This window comes from Marinobacter koreensis, assembly GCF_023156285.1.
Taxonomy (GTDB): Bacteria; Pseudomonadota; Gammaproteobacteria; order Pseudomonadales; family Oleiphilaceae; genus Marinobacter; species Marinobacter koreensis.
In genome coordinates this window covers 589,120-609,738 of sequence record NZ_JAKZAJ010000003.1, presented here as the reverse complement: position 1 = coordinate 609,738, position 20,619 = coordinate 589,120, and the positions used below count along the sequence as shown (strand labels likewise).

The window sequence follows — 20,619 nt, the reverse complement described above, 5'->3', positions numbered from 1 at the left end:
TTTACAGCAGTTGATGGAACATGAGCTACCAGGTACTTGCCCGTAAATGGCGTCCCCGCACCTTCGAAGACATGGTGGGTCAGGAACACGTGCTTCAGGCACTGATCCACGCCCTCGAAAACCAGCGATTGCACCACGCCTATCTGTTCACCGGTACCCGTGGGGTTGGTAAAACCACCATCGGCCGGCTGCTCGCCCGTTGCCTCAACTGTGAGACCGGCATCACCCCGCATCCCTGCGGCGAGTGCTCCAGCTGTCAGGAAATCCAGGAAGGGCGTTTCGTCGATCTGATCGAGATCGATGCAGCCTCTCGAACGGGCGTCGATGATATGCGGGAGCTGACGGACAACGTTCAGTACGCGCCCACCCGCGGTCGTTACAAGGTGTACCTCATTGACGAGGTGCACATGCTCACCAATCAATCGTTCAACGCGTTCCTCAAAACCCTTGAGGAGCCGCCCGATCACGTCAAATTCCTGCTGGCGACGACCGATCCCCAGAAGCTGCCGGTGACGGTTCTGTCCCGGTGTCTGCAGTTCAACCTGAAGCGCATGACGCCGGAGCACATTGCCGGTCATCTATCCCATGTGCTCGCAGCCGAAGGCATTCCGTTTGAGGAGCCGGCCCTGTGGCTGCTGGCCCGGGCGGCGGACGGCAGTATGCGGGATGCGCTCAGCCTGACCGACCAGGCCATCGCGTTTGGTAACCAGAAGCTGGCGGCAGCGGATGTCAGCAACATGCTCGGCACCATTGACCAGCGGGACATCGAAAAGATTGTGAACGCCCTGGTCGAAAGGGACGGCCCCGGCCTGTTGTCAGAAATTGCCCGCATTTCGGATTATGCGCCGGATTACAGTGTGATTCTGGCGGATCTGCTGTCGCTTTTTCATCGGGTTACCATGGAGCAGGTGGTCCCGGGCAGTGCGGATAATGCCCTGGGCGATGCCGCACAGGTTCAGGCCCTGGCTCGCCGGCTTAGCGCCGAGGACGCCCAGCTTTTCTATCAGGCGGCACTGCTTGGCCGGAAGGATCTGGACATTACGCCCGATGCCCGGATGGGCTTTGAAATGACCCTGCTGAGGATGCTCGCGTTCCGGCCCGGGTCGGATCGCCGTGCCCCGCCGGCGGTCAGTTCGGGGGGCGAGGTTGCTCGCGGCGACTCCCGGGATGAACCCGAGCCTGCGCCGGCACCGCAGACTGCGCCTGAGGCTCAGGCAGTACCCGAGGCTCGGGTGGCTCCCGAACCACAGCCAGCGCCGGCCGCTCCCGAACCGGTTCCCACACCGGAATCAATGTCGGAACCGCCACCTGCGATGACCGAGGAAACGGCTCCGGTCGATGAGGGTGCAAACAACGACGAGTGGCTTGCGAGCCTGGATGCCGGCGCAGACGCTGGATACCCAGAGCCAGAGCCAGAGCCAGAGCCAGAGCCAGAGCCAGAGCCAGAGCCAGAGCCGTCACAACAGGCTGACAGGCCGGACGCCGTGGCACCGGAACCTGAACCGGAGGCCGCGCTCCGGCAGGACGAAGCCGTGCCCGATAATGGAGCCGACGGTGAGTTTGTCTGGGAACGGGATTTTCGGGATCTGGGCATCGTGGGCATGCCGGGCAACCTGGCCAGTCACGGCGCCATGGCCCGCAACGCCGACACCATCGTATTAACCATCGATGAAGGGCATGCCCGCCTGCTGAACCCGAGGCATGAGGAAAAAATCCTTGCTGCCTTGAGAAAGCGCTTTGGCGACGCCATTCAACTGGATATAAGGCCCGGTGATCCTGGCCCTCACACGCCGGCGGCCTATGAAGAACGGCAGAGACAGGCCCGGCAGCAAGCGGCCGAAGAGGCCATTCGCCAGGATCCGGTGGTGAAGTCCATCGTAGAACGTTTTGAGGCACGGGTGGTCGAAGACAGTATCCGGCCCATAGAACTGAGCAGGAGATAAGACATGTTCAATAACATGGGCGACATGATGAAAAAAGCCCAAAAGATGCAGGAAGAAATGCAGAAGGCCCAGGAAGAGATCGCCAAGGCGGAAGTCACGGGCGAATCCGGCGCGGGTCTGGTGAAGGTCACCATGAATGGCCGCCACGATGTGCGCAAGGTGGACATCGATGACTCCCTGATGTCCGAGGAGAAGGAAATCCTGGAAGACCTCCTGGCAGCGGCAGTGAACGATGCGGTTCGTCGCGTGGAGGCCAACCAGAAAGAGAAGATGTCCGGCATGATGTCCGGTCTGGGCGTACCGTCCGATTTCAAGATGCCATTTTGATGGCTGACTTGACGTCGCAATCCCGAGGTTAGTGGATGGCTTTCAGTCCCCTGGTAGACGAACTGGTTGAATCGTTGCGGTGCCTGCCCGGCGTTGGGCAGAAAACGGCGCAGCGAATGGCGTTTCATTTGCTCGAGCGCGGTCGCTCGGGTGGTTCCCGGCTATCGGATGCCCTGCGAAACGCCATGGACGGGGTAAGGCGCTGTGAATCGTGCCAGAATTTCTCCGACACGGAACTCTGCGGTATCTGTGAGAACCCGGAGCGCACCAACGGAACCCTGTGCGTGGTCGAAAGTCCGTCGGATCTCCTCGCCATCGAACAGGCCGGCGATTACCGGGGCAGCTACTTTGTGCTTATGGGGCACCTGTCGCCGATTGATGGCGTCGGCCCGGAAGAAATCGGCATCGAACGGCTGCTCAAACGGGTTCGGGAAGAGGGTGTCACTGAACTCATCCTGGCCACCAATCCGACGGTGGAAGGCGAGGCGACCGCGCACTATATCTCCGATCGTCTCGACGGCACCGACATCCTGATTACCCGGCTGGCCCATGGCATTCCCGTTGGCGGGGAACTCGGCTATGTCGACGGCTTTACTCTGACCCACGCATTTCGCGGTCGTAAACCCCTTTCCGAATAGGCAATCCGGACGTTTTTATGGCAGTTGATTCCCCGGCCGTTGCGGCGCCTCCGGCGCCGGCAGTTATTTCATGGATTGAATCCCCGGAGGAGCTGGATCGCTGGCTTGGATCCGTTTCGACCGGACAACCCCTGGCCCTGGATACCGAGTTCGAGCGGGTAAGCACTTTCTATCCCATTCCCGGTCTGGTTCAGCTCGGTATCGGAGAAGAATTCCGGCTGGTGGAACCGGCGGTGGCCGAGGCTTCCGCGGAGTTCCGCCGTATCCTGGCCAGCCCGGATCTGCCCAAACTCCTGTATGCGATGAGCGAAGACCTGGAACTGTTCCGGCATTGGCTCGGTGTCGATCCCCGGGGCGTGGTGGATTTGCAGATAGGCGCCGCCATGGCCGGGGCCGGCTTCTCCCTTGGCTACGCCCGCCTGGTGGAAACCCTGTTTGGTGAGACTCTCGACAAGTCCGCAACCCGCTCCGACTGGCTGGCTCGCCCGCTCTCAGAAGCCCAGCAGCGTTACGCGCTTGACGACATCCGTTTTCTAGAGCCCATGAACCACTGGGTACTGTCGAACCTGGAGAGCCGGGGACTGGTGGAGGCCTTCCACGAGGAATCCGCCCGCTATGCGGCGGAGCTGTCACAGCAGGAAGACCCGGATCGCCACTATCTCAAGCTCAGGGGTGGATGGGCCCTGTCTCCCGGGCAACAGAACGTTCTACGCTCCCTGGTCCGCTGGCGGGAACACGAGTGCCAGCGTCGGGACATGCCCCGGAACCGGGTTCTGGCCGATGCCCTGCTGATCATGATTGCCGAGCGACTGCCGTCAACTCTCCGGGAACTGGATAATATCCAGGGCATCCCCGGCGGTGCGGTGAGACGTTACGGAGAGACATTACTTAACCTTGTCCGGGACGCCGGGGCCGTCGATAATCCGGATCTGGATCTGATTGCGCCGCCGCTGAGCCGGGATGATCAGGGGCGATTCAAAAAGCTCAAACGGGTGGTCAGAAACGTTTCGGAGCAGGCTGATATTCCGATGGAACTGCTCGCTCCCAGAAAGCGCCTCGAAAAACTCATGCAGGGCGGTGACCTGGCCCGTGACGAGTTCTTCCGAGGCTGGCGATCGGACGTGCTGGCGCCGATTCAGACCGAAATCGAGGACATACTCAAGCAATGAAACAACGGGAATTTGTGTCGGTTTTCAGGAGTAGCCGGAAGGCGGACACCTACATCTTCGTACGCCGTGGCCAGAAGTGGGACGAGCTGCCTGAGGGGCTGAGGGGTATCTTCGGACAACCGGTTCATGCCATGGATCTGTTGCTGACGCCGGAAAAAAAGCTGGCCCGGACCACCGGAAAGCAGGTGCTCGAAGCGATCGAGGAGAAGGACTTCTTCCTGCAATTGTCCGATGAGCAGGACGACTATATGACGGAACTCAAACGTCGCCTGGAGTCGTCCCGGAAATGATTGCCCAGATCCCGTTCTGGCAGCGCAAACGGCTCGACCAGATGACGCCAGGGGAGTGGGAGTCGCTTTGCGACGGCTGTGGCAAGTGTTGCCTGAACAAACTTGAAGATGAGGACACCGGGGAGGTTTACCATACGGACCTTGCCTGTCAGTACCTCGATACCGAGCGTTGCCAGTGCACAGTGTATTCCGACCGGCTGAACCGGGTGCCGGGATGCACAGTGCTGACACCGGATACGGTGAACGACTACCATTGGCTGCCGCACACCTGTGCCTACAGGACCCTGGCAGAAGGGCGGCCGCTCCCGGACTGGCACCCGCTGGTCAGTGGTGATCCGGACTCCGTGCACCAGGCCGGTGTTTCCGTCAGGCACAAGGTTGTCTCTGAAAATCAGGTCCCCGAGGAAGACTGGGAAGAACACATCATTCACTGGGTTTTGTAATGATCGACGCAGATACGCAACTGGCTTACGGTATTTTCTGGGCGGCCTACGCCATCGCCTTCGTCGTGTTTTTCTACATGATGAAACAACTCTTCAGGCTAGTGCCCCTCTACGGGCTCAGAACACTGCTGCTGGCGGCGTTGGTGGTGCTGTTTCTGACTCCGGTACAGTCGCCGGACCTGGCGGACTGGTGGGTTCCGGCGTGGATCTTCGGCGGCTACGAGGCCATCCTCGGCCACATGGAGTCCGCGGGACGGGCGGTCTTCAACTTCGGGATTGCCGGCCTTGTAATGCTGCTGGTGTGGATCCTCGATCTGGTCCGTTATCGGTTGGTGACACGCTGATGAGAAAGCCGGTTCTTCTACTGCTTTTCGCTCTGGTTGCCCTGCCATCTTTCGCTGCAGCAAAGGACGAGACCCTGACCCTGCCTGATCAGTCCGATGTGCGGATGATCGTCGACATTTCAGGCTCAATGAAGGATACCGATCCTGACAACCTCCGGCAGCCTGCGGTCCGGCTTCTCGCCGGAATGCTGCCGGGTAATTCCATGGCGGGTCTGTGGACCTTTGGCCAGTACGTGAACATGCTGGTGCCATTTGACGACGTTACAGACAAATGGCGGCAGCTGGCGATCGACCGGTCCGAACAGATCAATTCGGTGGCCCTGCGAACCAACCTGGGCAAAGCCATCGAAGTGGCCAGCGATGACTATTACTCCGGCGGAACCCTCAAGAACACCCATTTCATCCTGCTCACCGATGGCAAGGTGGATATTTCCGACGATCCCGAGGTGAATGCCGCGGAAGAGAAGCGGATCCTTCAAACGCTCTTGCCCAGGCTGGTTGCCGAGGGCGCGACGTTCCATCCGGTAGCGTTGTCGTCCCAGGCGGATGCGGCATTCCTGAAAAAGCTGGCGGACGAATCCGGTGGCAGCTTCCATGTCGCCGATAATGCCGAAGCCCTCAATCTTGCTTTCATGGATGCCCTGAATTCCGCGGTCCCCCAGGAGCAGATCCCGATTGAAGGCAATGGCTTTACCGTGGATCAGGGTGTCAAGGAATTCACCGCGTTGATCTTCCGTGGCCAGGACGATACCGGCGCAACCAGTGAACTCACACTGGTCCGTCCAGATGGTCAGTCCGTAATTGTCGGGACGCACGGGGATAACGTTCGTTGGGCCAACGAGAAGGCCTACGACCTGATCACCATCGACAAACCGCAGGCCGGGGACTGGAAGATCCAGGGAGAATTGGGTGAGGGCAGCCGGGTAACGGTGGTCAGTGATCTGAAAATGGTGGTCAGCGACATTCCATCCACCTTCAGCGCGGACGAGCCGATAGATCTGTCCGTCGGATTTTTCGAGAAGTCGGAAAAAATCGTGAATCCGGATTTTCTGGGTGTGGTGAAGGTCAGCCTCACGATTACCTCGGAAGACGGCCGAAGTGGTACGAAAATTCTTTCCGGGGAAACGCCACCGGACGATGGCGTTTATGGGGATACGATTTCGCAGTTGCCGGCCTCGGGCACTTACCGAATCGAGGTGGTTGCCGATGGTAAAACCTTCAGCCGCAAGGTAACGGCGGACACGACATTCGTGGCACCGGAGCCAGTGCCGGCCTCTGAACCGGCGGAAGCTGCTCCGGCTCCTGACCAGGGTCCAGTCGTTGAAGAGCCGGCCGCGCCGGCTATTGCGGCTCCGATCGATACCAGCGCCGTTGAACAGCCGGAACCGGAGGCGCCGCCGCAGGCGGAAAATGCGGCAGATGAACCGCAACCGGCGCCGGTGGCCCAGGCCCCGGAACCTGAAGCGAAAACGCCCACTGACGATGCTCAGGAGCAGCCTGCCCAGAGCGATGACAAACTGCTGATCTGGGGCAGTGCAGCAGGCGGGGCAATCGTAATCCTGGGACTGCTGGCCTGGTGGGCCATCCGCAGAAAGAAAAGCCAGGAGCAGGCGATGGCCTCAGCGGCGTCCGAACGGGAAACCCTTGAGGATCTGAACGAACCAGAGCCGGAAGAAGAGGTGATACCGGAACTGGAGCCCGAGGCGGAGGAAACGGCGGAGCCAATGCCCACGGTGGAACCGGAGCCCGAATCCGAGGCTGTCCCTGAGCTTGAGCCTGAGGCCGAGCCGGAGGAGATCATTCCGGAAATCACGGACGAGGCTGATGACGCCAGCGATGACGACGAGATTCCCGTAGCGGAGACCGTCGTGGAGCCTGAGGCGGAACCGGATACGGCGGAAGAGCCGGCCGATCACGCTGAGGACGATGATGAAGAGTTCGGCCTTGAGGATTTCGACCTGTCGGAATTTGACGATCTGCCGGACTATGAAGAGGATGAGTCCGGGCTGCCGAGCGACAAAAGCGACAAGGGATCCCGCGCGGATCAGGATCCGAAGAAACAGTAACCAACAGGAAATCGAAGCATGAAGTTCACCGGTACCGAAAAATACGTAGCCACTGACGACCTTCAAATGGCGGTCAACGCCGCGATTTCGCTCCAGCGTCCTCTGCTTATCAAGGGTGAGCCTGGCACCGGTAAAACGCTGCTGGCGGAGGAAATGGCGGCTGCACTCGGCATGAGGCTGATCCCCTGGCATATCAAATCCACGACCAAGGCCCAGCAGGGACTGTACGAGTATGACGCCGTCTCGCGTCTCCGTGACTCCCAGCTCGGTGACGAAAAGGTCAAGGACATCCGGAACTACATCGTCAAAGGCAAGCTCTGGGAAGCCTTCGAATCCGATGAACAGGTGGTCCTGCTCATCGACGAGATCGACAAGGCCGACATCGAGTTCCCGAACGACCTCCTGCTGGAACTGGATCGCATGGAATTCTTCGTCTACGAGACCCAACAGTTCGTAAAGGCGAAGCATCGGCCGATCGTGGTGATCACCAGTAATAACGAAAAAGAGCTGCCCGACGCATTCCTGCGCCGGTGTTTCTTCCATTACATCAGCTTCCCGGACCACGAGACCATGCAGGATATCGTGGATGTGCATTTCCCCGGCATCCAGCAGGCCATCGTCCGGGACGCTCTGGAGGTGTTCTTCGACGTGCGCAAGGTGCCTGGCCTGAAGAAGAAGCCGTCCACATCTGAACTGATCGACTGGCTGAAGCTGTTGATGGCGGATGAGCTGACAGCCAAGGCCTTGCAGGAGAAGGATACGGGTACCGCGCTGCCACCGTTGTATGGCGCGCTGGTAAAGAACGAGCAGGACGTGCACCTGTTGCAGAAGCTGGCGTTCATGGCACGGCGTCGCAACTGATTTCCGGCAAGAGTTCCGCGTTATGTTGATTGATTTTTTTCTCGAAGTGCGGCGGGCCAGGGTGCCTGCCAGCCTCCGCGAATTTCTCGACCTGCTAGAGGCGCTCGAGAAACGCCTGGCGTTTGCCGACATGGAGGAGTTCTATTACCTGGCGAGGTTGTGCCTGGTAAAGGACGAGCGGCACTTCGACAAGTTTGATCGCGCCTTCCAGGCCTATTTCGAAGGCATCCAGAATCTGGACGACCTGCTGGAGTCCCTGATTCCTGATGACTGGTTGCGGGCGGAATTCGAGAAGCACCTCTCCGAGGAAGAGAAAGCCAAGATCGATTCCCTGGGTGGTCTTGAAGAGTTGATCGAAACCTTCAAGAAGCGAATGGAAGAACAGCAGGAGCGGCACGCCGGGGGAAACAAGTGGATCGGTACCGGCGGCACATCTCCGTTCGGTGCCAATGGCTATAACCCGGAAGGGTTTCGCATCGGGCAGAAAAACGGGCGCCAGGGGCGTGCGGTCAAGGTCTGGGAGAAACGGGAGTTCAAGGATCTGGACGACAGCATCACGCTGGGCATCCGCAACATCAAGGTGGCCCTGAGGCGGTTGCGCAAGTTTGCCCGCCAGGGCGCCGCGGATCAGCTGGATATGGATGACACCATCCGCTCCACGGCCCGGAATGCAGGCTACCTGGATCTGAAAATGGTTCCGGAACGCCACAATGCGGTGAAGGTGCTTATTTTCTTTGACGTGGGTGGATCCATGGATCCGCACGTCCGGGTATGTGAAGAACTCTTTTCTGCCGCGAGGCTTGAGTTCAAGCACATGGAGTATTTTTATTTCCACAACTTTATCTATGAGAGTGTGTGGACCAATAACATCCGCCGGATGAATGAAACCACGAGCACCTGGGACATCCTCCATAAGTACACGCCGGACTATAAAGTGATCTTTGTCGGAGATGCCACCATGGCGCCCTATGAGATTTCCCATCCGGGTGGTTCCATCGAGCACTGGAACGAAGAAGCCGGTGCGACCTGGTTCCAGAGAATTTCGGACCATTTCCGGAAGGTGGTCTGGCTGAACCCGTTGCCCGAAAACTATTGGGGCACCGGTGGATCACTGGGAATGACCCGTCAGCTGGTGGGTGACCACATGTATCCGCTAACGATTGATGGCCTCGAATCGGCCATGCGCCACCTGAGCAAATAAAAAAGCCGATGCGACATGTCGCATCGGCAAAGCTCGGCATATTTGGGCGGGCGAACCGGTTTGTCCTCCCGCCGATTCATGTTGAGCAAAATCAGGGCCATGTAATAAAAGATATTATAAAACAATAGCCTGTCGGGTTTTTGGCTGTTTCCGGCACGCTCCTCCCGATCTCCTCCCCAAGCTACTGTCAAATAAACCGACACTTCCTGTTTCCGATTTGGTGATCTGTATACCGTTCTTTGCGGTTACCAAGTGTTACGCTTTTCGCACGTTTGTTACGGAAGTTTTCCAGTCTTGGAGAGGGCAGGAAGCGTATGCACGGCTCGCAACCATTGAAAGGATGCCTGAGATCACCGAATTTGCTGGCAACAGTGTTGGTCATTCTATTGTCCTGGGTGTGTATCCCGGGAGCCGGCGCCGCAACGCTGGATGACCAGATTGATCAGCTGGCGGCCGAGGTCAACGACCACTCGGCGAAGGTTGAAGGGTTGCAGGAGTCTTTGCTCTATCCGGTGAATACCCGACTGACAGTTTTCCTGACACTTGAAACCCGCAAAGCCCTGGATCTGGATTCGGTCGAGTTGTTTGTGAACGACCGCCCGGTGGCCTCACATCTCTACACGCCCCGAGAGCGCTCGGCCCTTGAGGCCGGTGGCGTTCAGCAACTCTATATCGGCAATATCGAGAGCGGCGCCCATAATATCCGGGCGGTGATTACCGCCCGATCTGCCGACAAGGATTTCGTCCGGCGGGAGGCGTCTCACCCCTTCACAAAAAGGCCTGGTGCCCTGGGGGTCGAACTCAAGCTCGGCGCCCGCGCACCGGATTTCGAGCCTTACGTCTCCTTTACCGAATGGAAGTGACGCCGGATGTTTGTGGGACGTTCATTGCGGATTTCTCTGACGGCTTTCCTGGCGGCCTGCGGCTGCATGGCCGGTCCGGTGTTGGCCGGGGGCATCGCCGTTCCTGAAGATCTCCGGCCAGGCGTTGTCCGTTATGCGCTTGCCACTGGTGACGCTCCCGATGCGGTCCGGATGATTGGCGCGATGAACGGTGAAGAGGCGCCGTTGCTTCGGGCCCGGGCCTGGCTGGACAGTGGCCATCGGCAACAGGGCCTGGAGGAGTTGCGCCGGATTGCGGACAGCGACACTTACCGGGCAAAAGCCTCGATGCTCCTCGGGCGCGCATCCCTGGAACAGGCCGATTCCCAGCAAGCCGCTCGGTGGTTCGGTCTCGCAGCGCGCTACGGGTTCGGTGAGGATAAGCAGGAAGCGCTTTATCACCTTGCCGATTTTCAGAGACAGGCTGGCGCCCCTGAGAAGGCAGGCAAGATTCTGTCAGGCATGGAAGCTGGCTACTGGGCTGCGGTCGGTTACGGGAATCTCGCCAGTGATTACGCTCAACAGGATACCAATCCGGCCCGTGCATTGGTCGCTTTGAGGGTAGCACTGGCGATGACCGAGGCGGATCAGGAATCCGATCGGCAGGAAGATCTCCGGAACCGCCTTCTGGCGAGGGCCGGTTATCTGGCCTATCAGAATGGCGAGTATGACAAGGCCATTGGTTTCCTGGAGAAAGTGGCACTGGACAGTCCCGTAACCCCCCTGGCGTTGTATTTCCATGGGCTGGCATTGGCTGAACGGGGCAATCATCGCGCCGCCATGCAGAGCTGGCACCGGGCCAAAAAGTTTCCCCTGGCTTATGCCGGTGTAGCGGACGCCTGGATCGGGATGGGGCGGGGCTATGACCTCGCGGGTTATCTCGGGCAGGCTGGAGAGGCCTACCTCGCAGCGAATGCCGCATATGAAAGTGAGCGCGTAACCCTGCGAAAACTGAAGCAGCAAATCAGGGAAAAGGGAGCCTACGGTGCGTTGGTCAAGGGCGCTCAGACATCCGATCTGGAGTGGTTCCTGGCGGACAGCCGGACCATGCAGCAGCCCCGCCAGGCTTACCTGATGGACTTTCTGGACACGCCGTCAGCACAGATCGCGGTAGCCCGGGTGGCAAGACTTGAACGGCTCGATCACCGGCTGTCACAGGAGCAGAGCAATCTGGAAGTGTTGCTGTCCGAGCTTGATCACAGGGAGAAGGGTGGTTCCGCAGACCAGGGTGAGCTCCGGCAACTGCGCGCGGAGGGCAACGCGCTGGGCGATCAGGTAGAAAGGTTGCTTGAGAAAGCGACCGGGGCGGAACAAAAGCGCCGTTTGGCGGAAATGGATCGGATTCTCGGTGATGCGGACTCCGCCCTGACTGCGGTTTCGCACGCCGGATCCGCGAGCGGCGGCGTCGGGGCAAGGCTCAAAGCCCTGCTATCCGAGATTGCCGGTTACCGCGAGAGAGTATCGGCGCTGCGGGCAACCGCCGAAAGTCGACTGGATGAGCTGGCTCTGGCTTACGTGGACGACCAGGACCAGAGAATGGTCTATGCCTATGACAAGACCGAACAGCAGATCGCGCATCTGTATGAGTACCTGGCACTTGAGAACCTTCAGGAGACGTCACAATGAGGGTTCTTGCGGGACTTTGCGCGTTCAGCCTGTTGTTACCGGGCAGTCTGTTGGCCCAGGAGTCGTTCAAGGTCGAGTTGGACCGGGACGGTAAAACCATTGCCGATATGCGACCGGTTTTCCTCAAGTTCGAGAGTCGGCCCTTGCCCGCCATTTCCCCCGCAGAAGTGGGCCGGCGCTATCAACGGCTTTTCGAAACCTCTGATGAGCCGGAAGTGCGGGTGGACGCGTTGAACCGGCTGTCCAATATCCGAATGCGCTCCGGAGAGGATGTTGGTTACAGCGCCGACCAGGAACCGGAGATCTATCGGGAGGCGATTGCCAGCTATGAATCGATTCTGGATCGTGGCTCCTTTTCCGGGCGTCTTGACGAGTTGCTCTACCAGATGGCCAAGGCCCACGCCCTGACCGGGCACACCGATGAATCGACAGAGCGTCTCCGGCAACTGGTCGGCCTGTACCCGGACTCGCCACTGGTACCGGAATCGCGATTCCGGATTGCCGAAGCGGAATTCTCCGCCGGCAAGTATGCCCGGGCCGAAACCAGCTATCAGACGTTGATAAAGGGTGAGGGTGGCGAGGCGCTGAAGAGCAAGGCCCGGTATATGTTGGGCTGGAGCCAGTTCAAACAGGGCGCCGGGGCCTGGGACCGTGCCGCTGCCACCTTCCTGGATGTCCTGGATGGGTTCCTGCCCACCGAAGCGAGCCTTGGATCGGTAGCACAGTCTTCCGTAGACACCATCGACGATACCCTGCGAATCCTTGCCGTGATGGCGTCGAGGAAGCAGGGAGTGGCAAGCCTGGAAGGGTGGTTGGGCGACGGCGTGCCCCGCCCCTGGGTGCCCCTCGTCTATGACCGGTTGGCCGATCTCTACGCCGTGACCGGTGAGCCTTCGGCGAGTGTCCGGGTAAACCGGCGTTTTGTACAACGTTATCCGGACCATCGGGACAACCCGGAGTTCCTGAACCAGGTCGTTCAGGTCTGGCGGCAGGCGGGTAAGCCCGAGGCCGCACGTGATGCGAAAGCGGATTACGTGGCGGCCTATCTTCCGGACGACGCCTACAAGGGGCTTGACCGGAACCAGCAGCGGCTCTGGCAGCAATATGCCCGTACACTCGCCGACTATCATTACCACTCCGCCTCGGAGCGCCTGGCGGCCAAAGGGGAGGCCGTGTCCGGGTTTGCAAGGGCGGCGGACTACTATGAGTCACTGGCACGAAGGCAATCCGAAGCAGGGTCGATCTGGCGCCTTGCAGGGGATGCGCGATTGCAGGCCGGTGAAGATGAGGCTGCAATCAACAACTTCCGGACGGCAGCCTATCAATCGCCCGACTACCCGGAAGCGGCCGACTCTGCCTGGGCTGCTATTACGCTGTATCGGAAGCGGGTGCCGTCCGATAGCAGTGCGCCATCTCCGGCGGAGGCGCTGAGCGATCTTTCAGCAGAGATTGACCGTTTTGCAAGCACCTTCCCGTCCGATAGCCGAACGGCGGCCGCGCAGGCGGATCTTGCGACACGCTGGTATGCCAACGGCGATTATGACCGTGCCATCGACTACGCCCATGCCGTCACCACGCCGTCCGGGGCTGGTCAGAAAGCGCATTATTCAGCCTGGCTGGTCATGGCGAAGGTGAGGCAGGCACGTCAGCAATACGCCGAGGCGGAGAGGGCGTGGCGTCAGACGCTGACTCTGATCGATGACGGCAAGGTGCCCGGAACCACCGGAAACGACCGGAAAGCGGTAGTGGGGCAGCTGGCGGCGGCGATATACCAGCAGGGCCAGGCTGCGGCATCCGCTGGCGAGGTTTCTCTGGCAGTTGCCCACTTCCAGCGCATTGAAACCCTTGCCCCCGGTTCGGAAATGGCGATCCGGGGTCGCTTCGATGCAGCCAACACCCTCCTGAAAGCCTCGGAATGGCAGACCGCTATCAACGAGCTTCGGCGATTCCGCCGGGACTATCCGGACCACGATCTGACGTCGGGGATCGGTGAAAAACTGGTGTATGCCTACACCGAGTCGGATCAGCCCGTTCGCGCCGCGGAGGAATTGCTCGCCATGGCGGAAACCCGGGAGGATCCCTGGCCGTTCAGGCTCCGGGCGGCCGATCTGTTTCACGACGCCGGCGACCTCAAACAGCGTAATGCCCTTTATGTTCGTTACCTGGACACCCGACCCAGGGCGAAGGATGCGGACAGTCACATTCGGCTCCAGACCATGCGGCAACGTCTGACGGAATCCGCGAGCCATCCGGAACAGTGGCAACAGGCCATGGTTCAGGCAGAGTTGTCCAGCGACTGGCATTCCGAGGAGACATTACGGCTGAGTGCCCGCAGTGCAATGGCGTTGGGCATCCGTGAGGCCGACACCTTTGCCAGCATCCCGTTGACACAACCGCTCGCCAGGGCGCTGGACCGTAAACAGGTAGCGCTCGAAGCGGCCCGGACATATTTCGTCCAGGCACAGCAGTTCGGCGGTGAAGCGGTCGAGTCGGAGGTCCTTTATCGGCGAGCTGAACTCTATCGTCAGCTCGCTGCCGATCTGATGGCGTCGACCGTGCCGTCGGACCTCAACGAAATGGAGGCCATGCAGTACCAGATGCTGCTCGAGGAGCAGGCTTATCCGTTTGAGGAGAAAGCGATCGCGCTGCATGCCAAAAATCACGGGCGGATCGTGGAGCATGGATTTGATCCCTGGATCGGAAGAAGCCTGGAGGTTCTGGGCCAGATGAATCCCGGCCGGTATGACCGGTCCGTTCGCTGGATGAGTTGGAACAGTGAGGGAAACGATGGTGCATAGGTTCACGTCCTCGTGGTTTTCCGGATTGCTGGTGTTGCTATGGCTTACCGGTTGCGCCGGGCCCTCTGTCACGCCGGAGGCCCATCCAAAGCCCGAGCCCGATCCGGTCAAGGCGGCGCAGCTGGCGGCGCAGGGAAAGGCGGCGTGGGATAACGGCGCGGCGGAGCAGGCCATCGAAGACTGGACGCAGGCCGTGCGGCTGAATCCCGCCGACGCTGCAACCATCAACAATCTGGCGCTTGCACTGGCGGATCGCCACGACTATGAGGCGGCCGCCGACTTCCTGAAACAGGGTATTGACGAATCCCCCGGGGTGCCCGAGCTGCATTACAACCTGGCGGTTATTTCTGAGCTGTATCTGCTCGACCTGAAAACCGCACTGTCACAGTACCGGGCATATGAGGCGCTCAGTCCGGAGGAGGATGCCGATGTGGCTGGCTGGATCGCCGACTTGAAACGGAGGCTGGAGGAATGATGAAGCGGTTGTTACTGACCCTCCCGTTATGGGTCGTCGCTATGTTCAGCCTGCCGCAGGCGCAGGCCGATAATTCGCAGAATACTGAGGCGGATCAGGCCGGGATCCGGCTCGGGATACAGGGCATTTCCGCAACCCGTGGCGAGGACGATCCCCGGATCCTGTTTATCCTGCCGTGGCAGCCACCGACCCTGCCACGCCGGCCCCGGGCCGAGCTGGACGATCGCGCACCCTCCCTGGAAGAGCCGGTGAACCCACTGGCGCTGGGCAATCACAGGCGATTCCGGGAAACCCTGGACCCGATGACACTCAATCCGCAGGGCATTCAGCCTTAACTGTGCAGTAGAAGACGGAGACAAGACATGCTGGACACAATCGTTCGTTTTTTTCAGGAAGGTGGCCCCTTCATGTACCCCATTGCGGTGGTTCTTGCGATCGGCCTGGCCATCACGCTGGAGCGGTTCATCTACCTGGGGGCGGTGCGACGAAAGAATCGCATTGCGTTCGAGAAGGGGATCCTGCCCCTGTTACAGAAGCGGGAGTACCGTCAGGCAATGAAGGCAGCCAGCCATTCAGACAGCGCCATCGCCGGTATCATGGGCGCCGGGCTAGGTCGCTTGCTGAATAACAGTCGGCGGGAAGACATCGAGTACGCGATGGAAGAAGGTTTGATGGAAGTCCTGCCCCGATTGGAGAAGCGCACCCAATACCTGGCGACGCTGGCTAACATTGCCACCCTCCTGGGGCTGTTGGGCACGATCATTGGTCTGATCTCCGCGTTTACGGCCGTCGCTGCCGCCGATCCGTCCCAGAAGGCCAGCCTGCTGTCCGGCAGTATTTCGGTGGCGATGAACACCACGGCCTTCGGGCTGATGTCGGCGATTCCATTGCTGATGTTTCACGCGCTGCTGCAGACCCGCACCAATGAAATCGTGGACAGTTTCGAAATGGCCGGTGTGAAACTCCTGAACCTGGTGTCCGAGCCGGTGGCCACTACCCGGGCAGCGGCGTGAAGCACAGGGTTCCGAGCGCAACAGAGCGGAACAGGAGGTAGCCATGAGACGTCGACATCGCCGAATGACCGGCTCACCGGAGCTCGACATCACCGCGTTCATGAATCTGATGATCGTACTGGTCCCGGTATTGCTGCTGGGCATGGTGTTTACGCAGGTTCGGACCATTGATCTTAACTTTCCGGGTATGGCCAGTGGAGAGACCCCGGATGCGGAAAGCCTGAACCTGGTGGTGACGCTTATTCCATCGGGCATTGAGGTGGCCGACTCTGAGCGTGGACTCATACGGGCCTTGCCACTGAAGGAGGGAGAGCAGGACTTTGCAAGTCTTCGAACCCTGCTTCGCGACATCAAGGCCCGGATTCCCGAGAAGACCGATGTGATTCTGGAGGTTGGGCCCGACATCGATTACCAGACGCTGGTGACGACCATGGATACCGTTCGGTCTTATCCCGCGGTCGTGGCCGCGAACGTGGTTCAGGGCGAGCTGTTTCCGGACATTTCCCTGATGGATGCCCCGGAGAACCGCAAGCTGGCACCGAGTGATACTGCATCGGACGGGGAGGGCGCATGAAGAGTTCTCACCGTTCCCGCCGACTGAAGCGTCACTACAGCCGGATGCACAAAACCGGTGGTCTGAACCTGGTGTCATTGATGGACATCTTCACCATTCTTGTGTTTTTCCTCATGGTGAACTCGTCCGATGTCAAAGTCCTGCAGAACACGACCGATGTGCCACTTCCGATTTCCACGGCGGAGCAACAGGCAGTGGAAAACCTCACGGTCCAGGTGAGTGGCCAGTCGATCCTGGTGCAGGGAAGGGAAGTGGCGCGTCTCGATAGCATTGGTGCTGACGACACCACTATCGCCGGGTTGTCCGAGGAGTTGTCATGGCGCCGGGACCGACTGGAATCCGTTCCGGACCAGGGTCTGCCGGTGACGATCATGGCCGGTCGGGATACTGACTACCGGCTGCTGCGCAAGATCATGCAGACCTGCGTCGATGAACGTTTCCGGCAGGTCCGGCTGGCGGTAGAGCCGGAGGTGCGTCGTGGGTGAAGCCATGTCGATGCCCTGGGCGCCGGTCTCGGAGCTGCCCTGGTCGAAGGAGCGGGGTGAACGAACCCGGTTCCTGATCATCCTGTCACTGGTAGCGCTTCTGTTTGTGCCACCGGCATTGTTGATTCCTCTGATCGATTTGCCCGAGCCGGACCGGAACGAGGTGGAGAAGGTCCCACCCGCTCTGGCGCATCTTCTGGAACAGCCCAGGCCGGAACCGAAGGCGAAGCCGGTTGAGCCGGAACCGGTTGTCGAGCCCCCAAAGCCTGAGCCAAAGCCCGAGCCAGAACCCGAGCCGGCCCCGAAAGCGGAAACGCCAAAGCCCGAGCCTGTGCAGACGCCGCCACCGAAACCCGTAGCGGCTGAGCGGGCTCCGGCGCCGCCCGAACAGACTGTGCAACAGGCCCGGGAAACGGCTTCCCGGTCCGGTTTGCTGGCGATGAAAGACCGATTGGCGGCGCTCCGAGCGCCGGAAGCCGAGCCGGCGCCTGTACTCAGGGCCAACGCCGGAAAAACCACACCGGCGGAGACTGCGGACAAACCCGAGCCATCCAGGGTACTTGCCGGTAGCAAAGGCGTGGAAAAAACCGATGCACCAACCACGGAGGTTGCTGTCGCAGGCCATGAGGTGAAATCGGTGCAAGCGGAGCCCGAACCGGTTCAGAAGGCCGTGGCAAAGGCCGAGCCCAAGGCTGATAAGGGGCCGGGTCAACGGGCCATGAGCAATATCAGGAAGGTCTTCGACAGCCAGAAAACCGCGTTGTACTCGCTGTACCGGCGGGAGCTACGCCAGGATCCGACGCTGCAGGGTAAGGTGCTGCTGGAGCTGGTCATCCAGCCCGATGGCACCGTGTCGTCCTGCGAAGTTGTCAGCTCCGAGCTGGACAATCCCACCCTGGAAAGCCGGATTGCGCTGCGGGTCCGCATGTTCAATTTCGGCGCGGACGACGTTGAGCCGAGAACCGTCCGGTTCCCGGTGGATTTCCTGCCGGGCTGAGAGCAGGGCCTTTCCGGCCCCGGCTCTCAGGGTGGGTCAGTCCTCAATCGTGATGGTAGGGAGATCGGGTTTGGTGAGAGATACCTTGTCTTTCGGAGCGATCACTTTCGCCTCACCCGATACCACCTGCTGACCTTTCTGGTTGCGTACATCGCATTCGATCGTTACCCGGTTTTTCGGTTCCTTTTTCAGAACCTTCAGGTTCACCGTGATGGTGTCATCCAGTTTGACCGGGCGTTTGAACGCGAGGCTCTGTTCCAGGTAGATGGTCCCCGGACCGGGCATGACCGTCGCAAGGGCGGCGGATACCAGCGAGCCACTCCACATGCCATGGGCAATGCGCTCCTTGAACATGGAATTCTCTGCAAACTCCTGATCCAGGTGAACGGGGTTCACGTCGCCTGAAACGGCGGCAAAAAGAATCAGGTCGTTCTCGGTCAGGGTTCGTGTGAACGTGGCCGTATCACCCTCGTTCAATTCATCGTAGGTCACGTTTTCCATATCGTTCATGATGTGCTCCGCACGCTGTTGGCCGGAAAGGCATTGGTCAGTGTCTGCGCTGAAACCTACCTCAACGTTAACAAAACTGCTATTCTCTCCCAGTTTTTTCGGGCTGCTACTTTTGTCGAGTTGATTTTTTGACCAAAAAGACATGGGTAGACCATTACAATCAGAAGCGCCAAACAGGAGATGGTGATGGATTTTGAGCAGTTCTATCAGGACAAGTATCCCGCCGGTGTGCCGCGGGAGATAGACCTGGATAAATACAAGAGCATGGTGGACGTGTTCGAGCAGGCTGTGAAGAAGTATGCAGACCGGCCAGCGTTCTCTGCTGTTGGCGCAACGCTCACCTACCGGGATCTCGATACCCAGACCCGGAATTTCGCCTCCTGGCTTCAGAACAAGACCGACCTCAAACCCGGTGACCGTATCGCGGTCCAGATGCCGAACCTGCCCCAGTACCCCGTGGTTGTCTTCGGCGCAATGCGGGCAGGGCTGATTGTGGTGAACACCAACCCGCTGTATACCGAGCGGGAAATGGAGCATCAATTCAACGATTCCGGTGCCAAGGCGCTGGTTGTCCTGGCCAACATGGCGGGAACCGCCGAGAAGGTCATTCCGCAGACGGGCATCGAGCACGTCATTGTCACCGAAATCGCCGACATGAATTCGCCCATCAAGCGGACTCTCATGAATGCGGTGGTCAAGCACGTCAAGAAGATGGTGCCGCCGTTCAACATTCCCGGCGCCCACAAGCTGCCGGCCGTACTCAGTGCCGGTGCTCGCGAAAAGTTCTCGCCGGTCGAGTGCAAGACGGATGACATTGCCGTTCTTCAGTACACCGGCGGTACAACTGGTGTTGCCAAGGGTGCCATGCTGACTCACGGCAACCTCGTGGCAAACCTGCTCCAGGTGCGGCCGATGATGGAAGACACCGTCCAGGAAGGCAAAGAAGTGGTGATCGCGCCGCTTCCGCTGTACCACATCTATTCGTTCACGCTGAACTGCGGGATCATGCTGGAGGCCGGCGCGCACAACATCCTGATCCCGAATCCGCGGGATATTCCGGCCTTTGTCAAAGAACTGAAAAACCACAAGTTCACCGCCTTCCTGGGCCTGAATACCCTCTTCGTGGCTCTGTGCAACAACGAGGAATTCCAGGACCTCGATTTCAGTGCGCTGAAGCTGACGTCTTCCGGTGGCATGGCCTTGACCAGCGATACCGCGAAGATGTGGGAGCGGGTAACCGGGTGTGCGATCTCTGAAGGCTATGGGATGACTGAAACCTCTCCCGTGGTCACCTTCAATCCCCACAGTGCCATCCAGCTCGGTACGATTGGCCTGCCGATTCCGTCCACGGTGGTAAAAACCATCGACGAGGAAGGCAATGAAACGCCGCTGGGTGAGCCGGGCGAACTTTGTGTCAAAGGCCCTCAGGTGATGCGCGGTTACTGGCAGCGTCCGGAAGACACTCGCAAGTCCTTTACCGACGACGGATTCCTCAAGACCGGGGACATCGCCCTGATCCAGGAGGATGGCTACATCCGGATCGTCGATCGTAAGAAGGACATGATCATCGTTTCCGGCTTCAACGTATTCCCGAACGAAGTGGAAGACGTGGTCAGCAGCCATCCCAAAGTGGTTGAGTGTGCGGCCGTTGGCGTGCCGGACGCCAAGAGTGGGGAAGCGGTGAAGGTGTTCCTGGTTCCCACGGCGGATGGCGTGACCGAAACCGAGCTGAAGGAATTCTGTCGTGAGCGCCTGACGGCGTACAAGGTGCCGCGCCTCTTCGAATTCCGGGATGAGTTGCCCAAGACCAATGTGGGCAAGATTCTCCGCCGCCAATTGCGCGACGAAGCCGCGAAGTAACGCACTGAAAGCCCCGCTCCGGCGGGGTTTTTCATTTTAAGCCCGAAAGTTTCCCGCTAGACTGTGCTGCTCGAATTGATCATGCCCCGAACTGAGAGCGGTTTTTCAGTCCAATGAC

21 protein-coding genes are annotated in these 20,619 nt (G+C 59.6%); 20 read left to right on the top strand and 1 reads right to left on the bottom strand.

Annotated elements, in window-relative coordinates:
• The first annotated feature begins 20 nt into the window (after window positions 1–20).
• The 19 genes from dnaX (at window position 21) to MLD04_RS11020 (ending at window position 18,131) form a co-directional block, all read left to right on the top strand.
• Entirely contained in the window at window positions 21–1,943 is a 1,923-nt protein-coding gene (dnaX, locus tag MLD04_RS11110; RefSeq protein WP_248158173.1) for a DNA polymerase III subunit gamma/tau, read from the top strand.
• A 3-nt stretch (window positions 1,944–1,946) separates the two neighbouring features.
• Complete coding sequence (locus MLD04_RS11105) at window positions 1,947–2,270, top strand: YbaB/EbfC family nucleoid-associated protein (protein WP_008938503.1); 324 nt, start codon at window positions 1,947–1,949, stop codon at window positions 2,268–2,270.
• Between the two features lie 35 nt (window positions 2,271–2,305).
• Window positions 2,306–2,908 carry a recombination mediator RecR gene (gene recR, locus MLD04_RS11100; RefSeq protein ID WP_248158171.1) on the top strand — a complete coding sequence of 201 codons (603 nt, stop codon included), beginning with the start codon at window positions 2,306–2,308 and terminating at the stop codon, window positions 2,906–2,908.
• Between the two features lie 17 nt (window positions 2,909–2,925).
• Window positions 2,926–4,077: a ribonuclease D gene (locus tag MLD04_RS11095; RefSeq protein WP_248158168.1), complete on the top strand. Its 1,152-nt coding sequence runs from the start codon at window positions 2,926–2,928 to the stop codon at window positions 4,075–4,077.
• Window positions 4,074–4,367, top strand: a complete 294-nt coding sequence (locus MLD04_RS11090; protein ID WP_248158166.1) for a YcgL domain-containing protein — start codon at window positions 4,074–4,076, stop codon at window positions 4,365–4,367. The genes MLD04_RS11095 and MLD04_RS11090 overlap by 4 nt, the downstream gene beginning before the upstream one ends.
• Window positions 4,364–4,810, top strand: a complete 447-nt coding sequence (locus tag MLD04_RS11085) for a YcgN family cysteine cluster protein (RefSeq protein ID WP_248158163.1) — start codon at window positions 4,364–4,366, stop codon at window positions 4,808–4,810. Before MLD04_RS11090 ends, MLD04_RS11085 begins: the two co-directional genes overlap by 4 nt.
• On the top strand, window positions 4,810–5,154 hold the full coding sequence (locus MLD04_RS11080) for a hypothetical protein (RefSeq protein WP_248158161.1): 345 nt from the start codon (window positions 4,810–4,812) through the stop codon (window positions 5,152–5,154). The genes MLD04_RS11085 and MLD04_RS11080 overlap by 1 nt, the downstream gene beginning before the upstream one ends.
• Complete coding sequence (locus MLD04_RS11075; protein WP_248158159.1) at window positions 5,154–7,220, top strand: vWA domain-containing protein; 2,067 nt, start codon at window positions 5,154–5,156, stop codon at window positions 7,218–7,220. The genes MLD04_RS11080 and MLD04_RS11075 overlap by 1 nt, the downstream gene beginning before the upstream one ends.
• Before the next feature lie 18 nt (window positions 7,221–7,238).
• The gene (locus tag MLD04_RS11070) at window positions 7,239–8,081 is read left to right on the top strand and encodes an AAA family ATPase (protein WP_248158158.1); all 843 of its coding nucleotides are present in this window, start codon (window positions 7,239–7,241) and stop codon (window positions 8,079–8,081) included.
• A gap of 22 nt (window positions 8,082–8,103) precedes the next feature.
• Window positions 8,104–9,282 (top strand): vWA domain-containing protein, encoded by a 1,179-nt coding sequence (locus tag MLD04_RS11065; RefSeq protein WP_248158157.1) that lies wholly within the window; start codon window positions 8,104–8,106, stop codon window positions 9,280–9,282.
• Window positions 9,283–9,596: 314 nt separating this feature from the next.
• Window positions 9,597–10,145, top strand: a complete 549-nt coding sequence (locus MLD04_RS11060; protein ID WP_248158156.1) for an AraC family transcriptional regulator — start codon at window positions 9,597–9,599, stop codon at window positions 10,143–10,145.
• Between the two features lie 24 nt (window positions 10,146–10,169).
• Window positions 10,170–11,789, top strand: a complete 1,620-nt coding sequence (locus MLD04_RS11055) for a tetratricopeptide repeat protein (RefSeq protein ID WP_248158155.1) — start codon at window positions 10,170–10,172, stop codon at window positions 11,787–11,789.
• On the top strand, window positions 11,786–14,587 hold the full coding sequence (bamD, locus tag MLD04_RS11050; protein WP_248158153.1) for an outer membrane protein assembly factor BamD: 2,802 nt from the start codon (window positions 11,786–11,788) through the stop codon (window positions 14,585–14,587). The genes MLD04_RS11055 and bamD overlap by 4 nt, the downstream gene beginning before the upstream one ends.
• A complete protein-coding gene (locus MLD04_RS11045) occupies window positions 14,577–15,062 on the top strand; it encodes a hypothetical protein (protein WP_248158151.1) in 486 nt (161 codons plus the stop codon). The genes bamD and MLD04_RS11045 overlap by 11 nt, the downstream gene beginning before the upstream one ends.
• Window positions 15,059–15,397, top strand: a complete 339-nt coding sequence (locus MLD04_RS11040) for a hypothetical protein (RefSeq protein WP_248158149.1) — start codon at window positions 15,059–15,061, stop codon at window positions 15,395–15,397. Before MLD04_RS11045 ends, MLD04_RS11040 begins: the two co-directional genes overlap by 4 nt.
• Window positions 15,398–15,424: 27 nt before the next feature.
• Window positions 15,425–16,075 carry a MotA/TolQ/ExbB proton channel family protein gene (locus MLD04_RS11035; RefSeq protein ID WP_248158147.1) on the top strand — a complete coding sequence of 217 codons (651 nt, stop codon included), beginning with the start codon at window positions 15,425–15,427 and terminating at the stop codon, window positions 16,073–16,075.
• A 43-nt stretch (window positions 16,076–16,118) separates the two neighbouring features.
• The gene (locus tag MLD04_RS11030; RefSeq protein ID WP_248158145.1) at window positions 16,119–16,649 is read left to right on the top strand and encodes an ExbD/TolR family protein; all 531 of its coding nucleotides are present in this window, start codon (window positions 16,119–16,121) and stop codon (window positions 16,647–16,649) included.
• A complete protein-coding gene (locus tag MLD04_RS11025; protein WP_248158140.1) occupies window positions 16,646–17,134 on the top strand; it encodes an ExbD/TolR family protein in 489 nt (162 codons plus the stop codon). The genes MLD04_RS11030 and MLD04_RS11025 overlap by 4 nt, the downstream gene beginning before the upstream one ends.
• Window positions 17,127–18,131, top strand: a complete 1,005-nt coding sequence (locus MLD04_RS11020; protein ID WP_248158139.1) for an AgmX/PglI C-terminal domain-containing protein — start codon at window positions 17,127–17,129, stop codon at window positions 18,129–18,131. The genes MLD04_RS11025 and MLD04_RS11020 overlap by 8 nt, the downstream gene beginning before the upstream one ends.
• A 36-nt stretch (window positions 18,132–18,167) precedes the next feature.
• Here the strand turns inward: MLD04_RS11020 and MLD04_RS11015 are convergent, their stop codons facing one another.
• Entirely contained in the window at window positions 18,168–18,641 is a 474-nt protein-coding gene (locus tag MLD04_RS11015; RefSeq protein WP_008938485.1) for a MaoC/PaaZ C-terminal domain-containing protein, read from the bottom strand.
• A 186-nt stretch (window positions 18,642–18,827) separates the two neighbouring features.
• On the opposite strand from MLD04_RS11015, the gene MLD04_RS11010 reads away from it, so the two are divergent.
• Entirely contained in the window at window positions 18,828–20,501 is a 1,674-nt protein-coding gene (locus MLD04_RS11010; RefSeq protein WP_248158138.1) for an AMP-binding protein, read from the top strand.
• Window positions 20,502–20,619 lie beyond the last annotated feature (118 nt).

Coding starts and splice junctions, on each gene's coding strand:
- dnaX (WP_248158173.1), top strand. CDS start 21: ATGAGCTACCAGGTACTTGCCCGTAAATGGCGTCCCCGCACCTTCGAA.
- MLD04_RS11105 (WP_008938503.1), top strand. CDS start 1,947: ATGTTCAATAACATGGGCGACATGATGAAAAAAGCCCAAAAGATGCAG.
- recR (WP_248158171.1), top strand. CDS start 2,306: ATGGCTTTCAGTCCCCTGGTAGACGAACTGGTTGAATCGTTGCGGTGC.
- MLD04_RS11095 (WP_248158168.1), top strand. CDS start 2,926: ATGGCAGTTGATTCCCCGGCCGTTGCGGCGCCTCCGGCGCCGGCAGTT.
- MLD04_RS11090 (WP_248158166.1), top strand. CDS start 4,074: ATGAAACAACGGGAATTTGTGTCGGTTTTCAGGAGTAGCCGGAAGGCG.
- MLD04_RS11085 (WP_248158163.1), top strand. CDS start 4,364: ATGATTGCCCAGATCCCGTTCTGGCAGCGCAAACGGCTCGACCAGATG.
- MLD04_RS11080 (WP_248158161.1), top strand. CDS start 4,810: ATGATCGACGCAGATACGCAACTGGCTTACGGTATTTTCTGGGCGGCC.
- MLD04_RS11075 (WP_248158159.1), top strand. CDS start 5,154: ATGAGAAAGCCGGTTCTTCTACTGCTTTTCGCTCTGGTTGCCCTGCCA.
- MLD04_RS11070 (WP_248158158.1), top strand. CDS start 7,239: ATGAAGTTCACCGGTACCGAAAAATACGTAGCCACTGACGACCTTCAA.
- MLD04_RS11065 (WP_248158157.1), top strand. CDS start 8,104: ATGTTGATTGATTTTTTTCTCGAAGTGCGGCGGGCCAGGGTGCCTGCC.
- MLD04_RS11060 (WP_248158156.1), top strand. CDS start 9,597: ATGCACGGCTCGCAACCATTGAAAGGATGCCTGAGATCACCGAATTTG.
- bamD (WP_248158153.1), top strand. CDS start 11,786: ATGAGGGTTCTTGCGGGACTTTGCGCGTTCAGCCTGTTGTTACCGGGC.
- MLD04_RS11045 (WP_248158151.1), top strand. CDS start 14,577: ATGGTGCATAGGTTCACGTCCTCGTGGTTTTCCGGATTGCTGGTGTTG.
- MLD04_RS11040 (WP_248158149.1), top strand. CDS start 15,059: ATGATGAAGCGGTTGTTACTGACCCTCCCGTTATGGGTCGTCGCTATG.
- MLD04_RS11035 (WP_248158147.1), top strand. CDS start 15,425: ATGCTGGACACAATCGTTCGTTTTTTTCAGGAAGGTGGCCCCTTCATG.
- MLD04_RS11030 (WP_248158145.1), top strand. CDS start 16,119: ATGAGACGTCGACATCGCCGAATGACCGGCTCACCGGAGCTCGACATC.
- MLD04_RS11025 (WP_248158140.1), top strand. CDS start 16,646: ATGAAGAGTTCTCACCGTTCCCGCCGACTGAAGCGTCACTACAGCCGG.
- MLD04_RS11015 (WP_008938485.1), bottom strand. CDS start 18,641: ATGAACGATATGGAAAACGTGACCTACGATGAATTGAACGAGGGTGAT.
- MLD04_RS11010 (WP_248158138.1), top strand. CDS start 18,828: ATGGATTTTGAGCAGTTCTATCAGGACAAGTATCCCGCCGGTGTGCCG.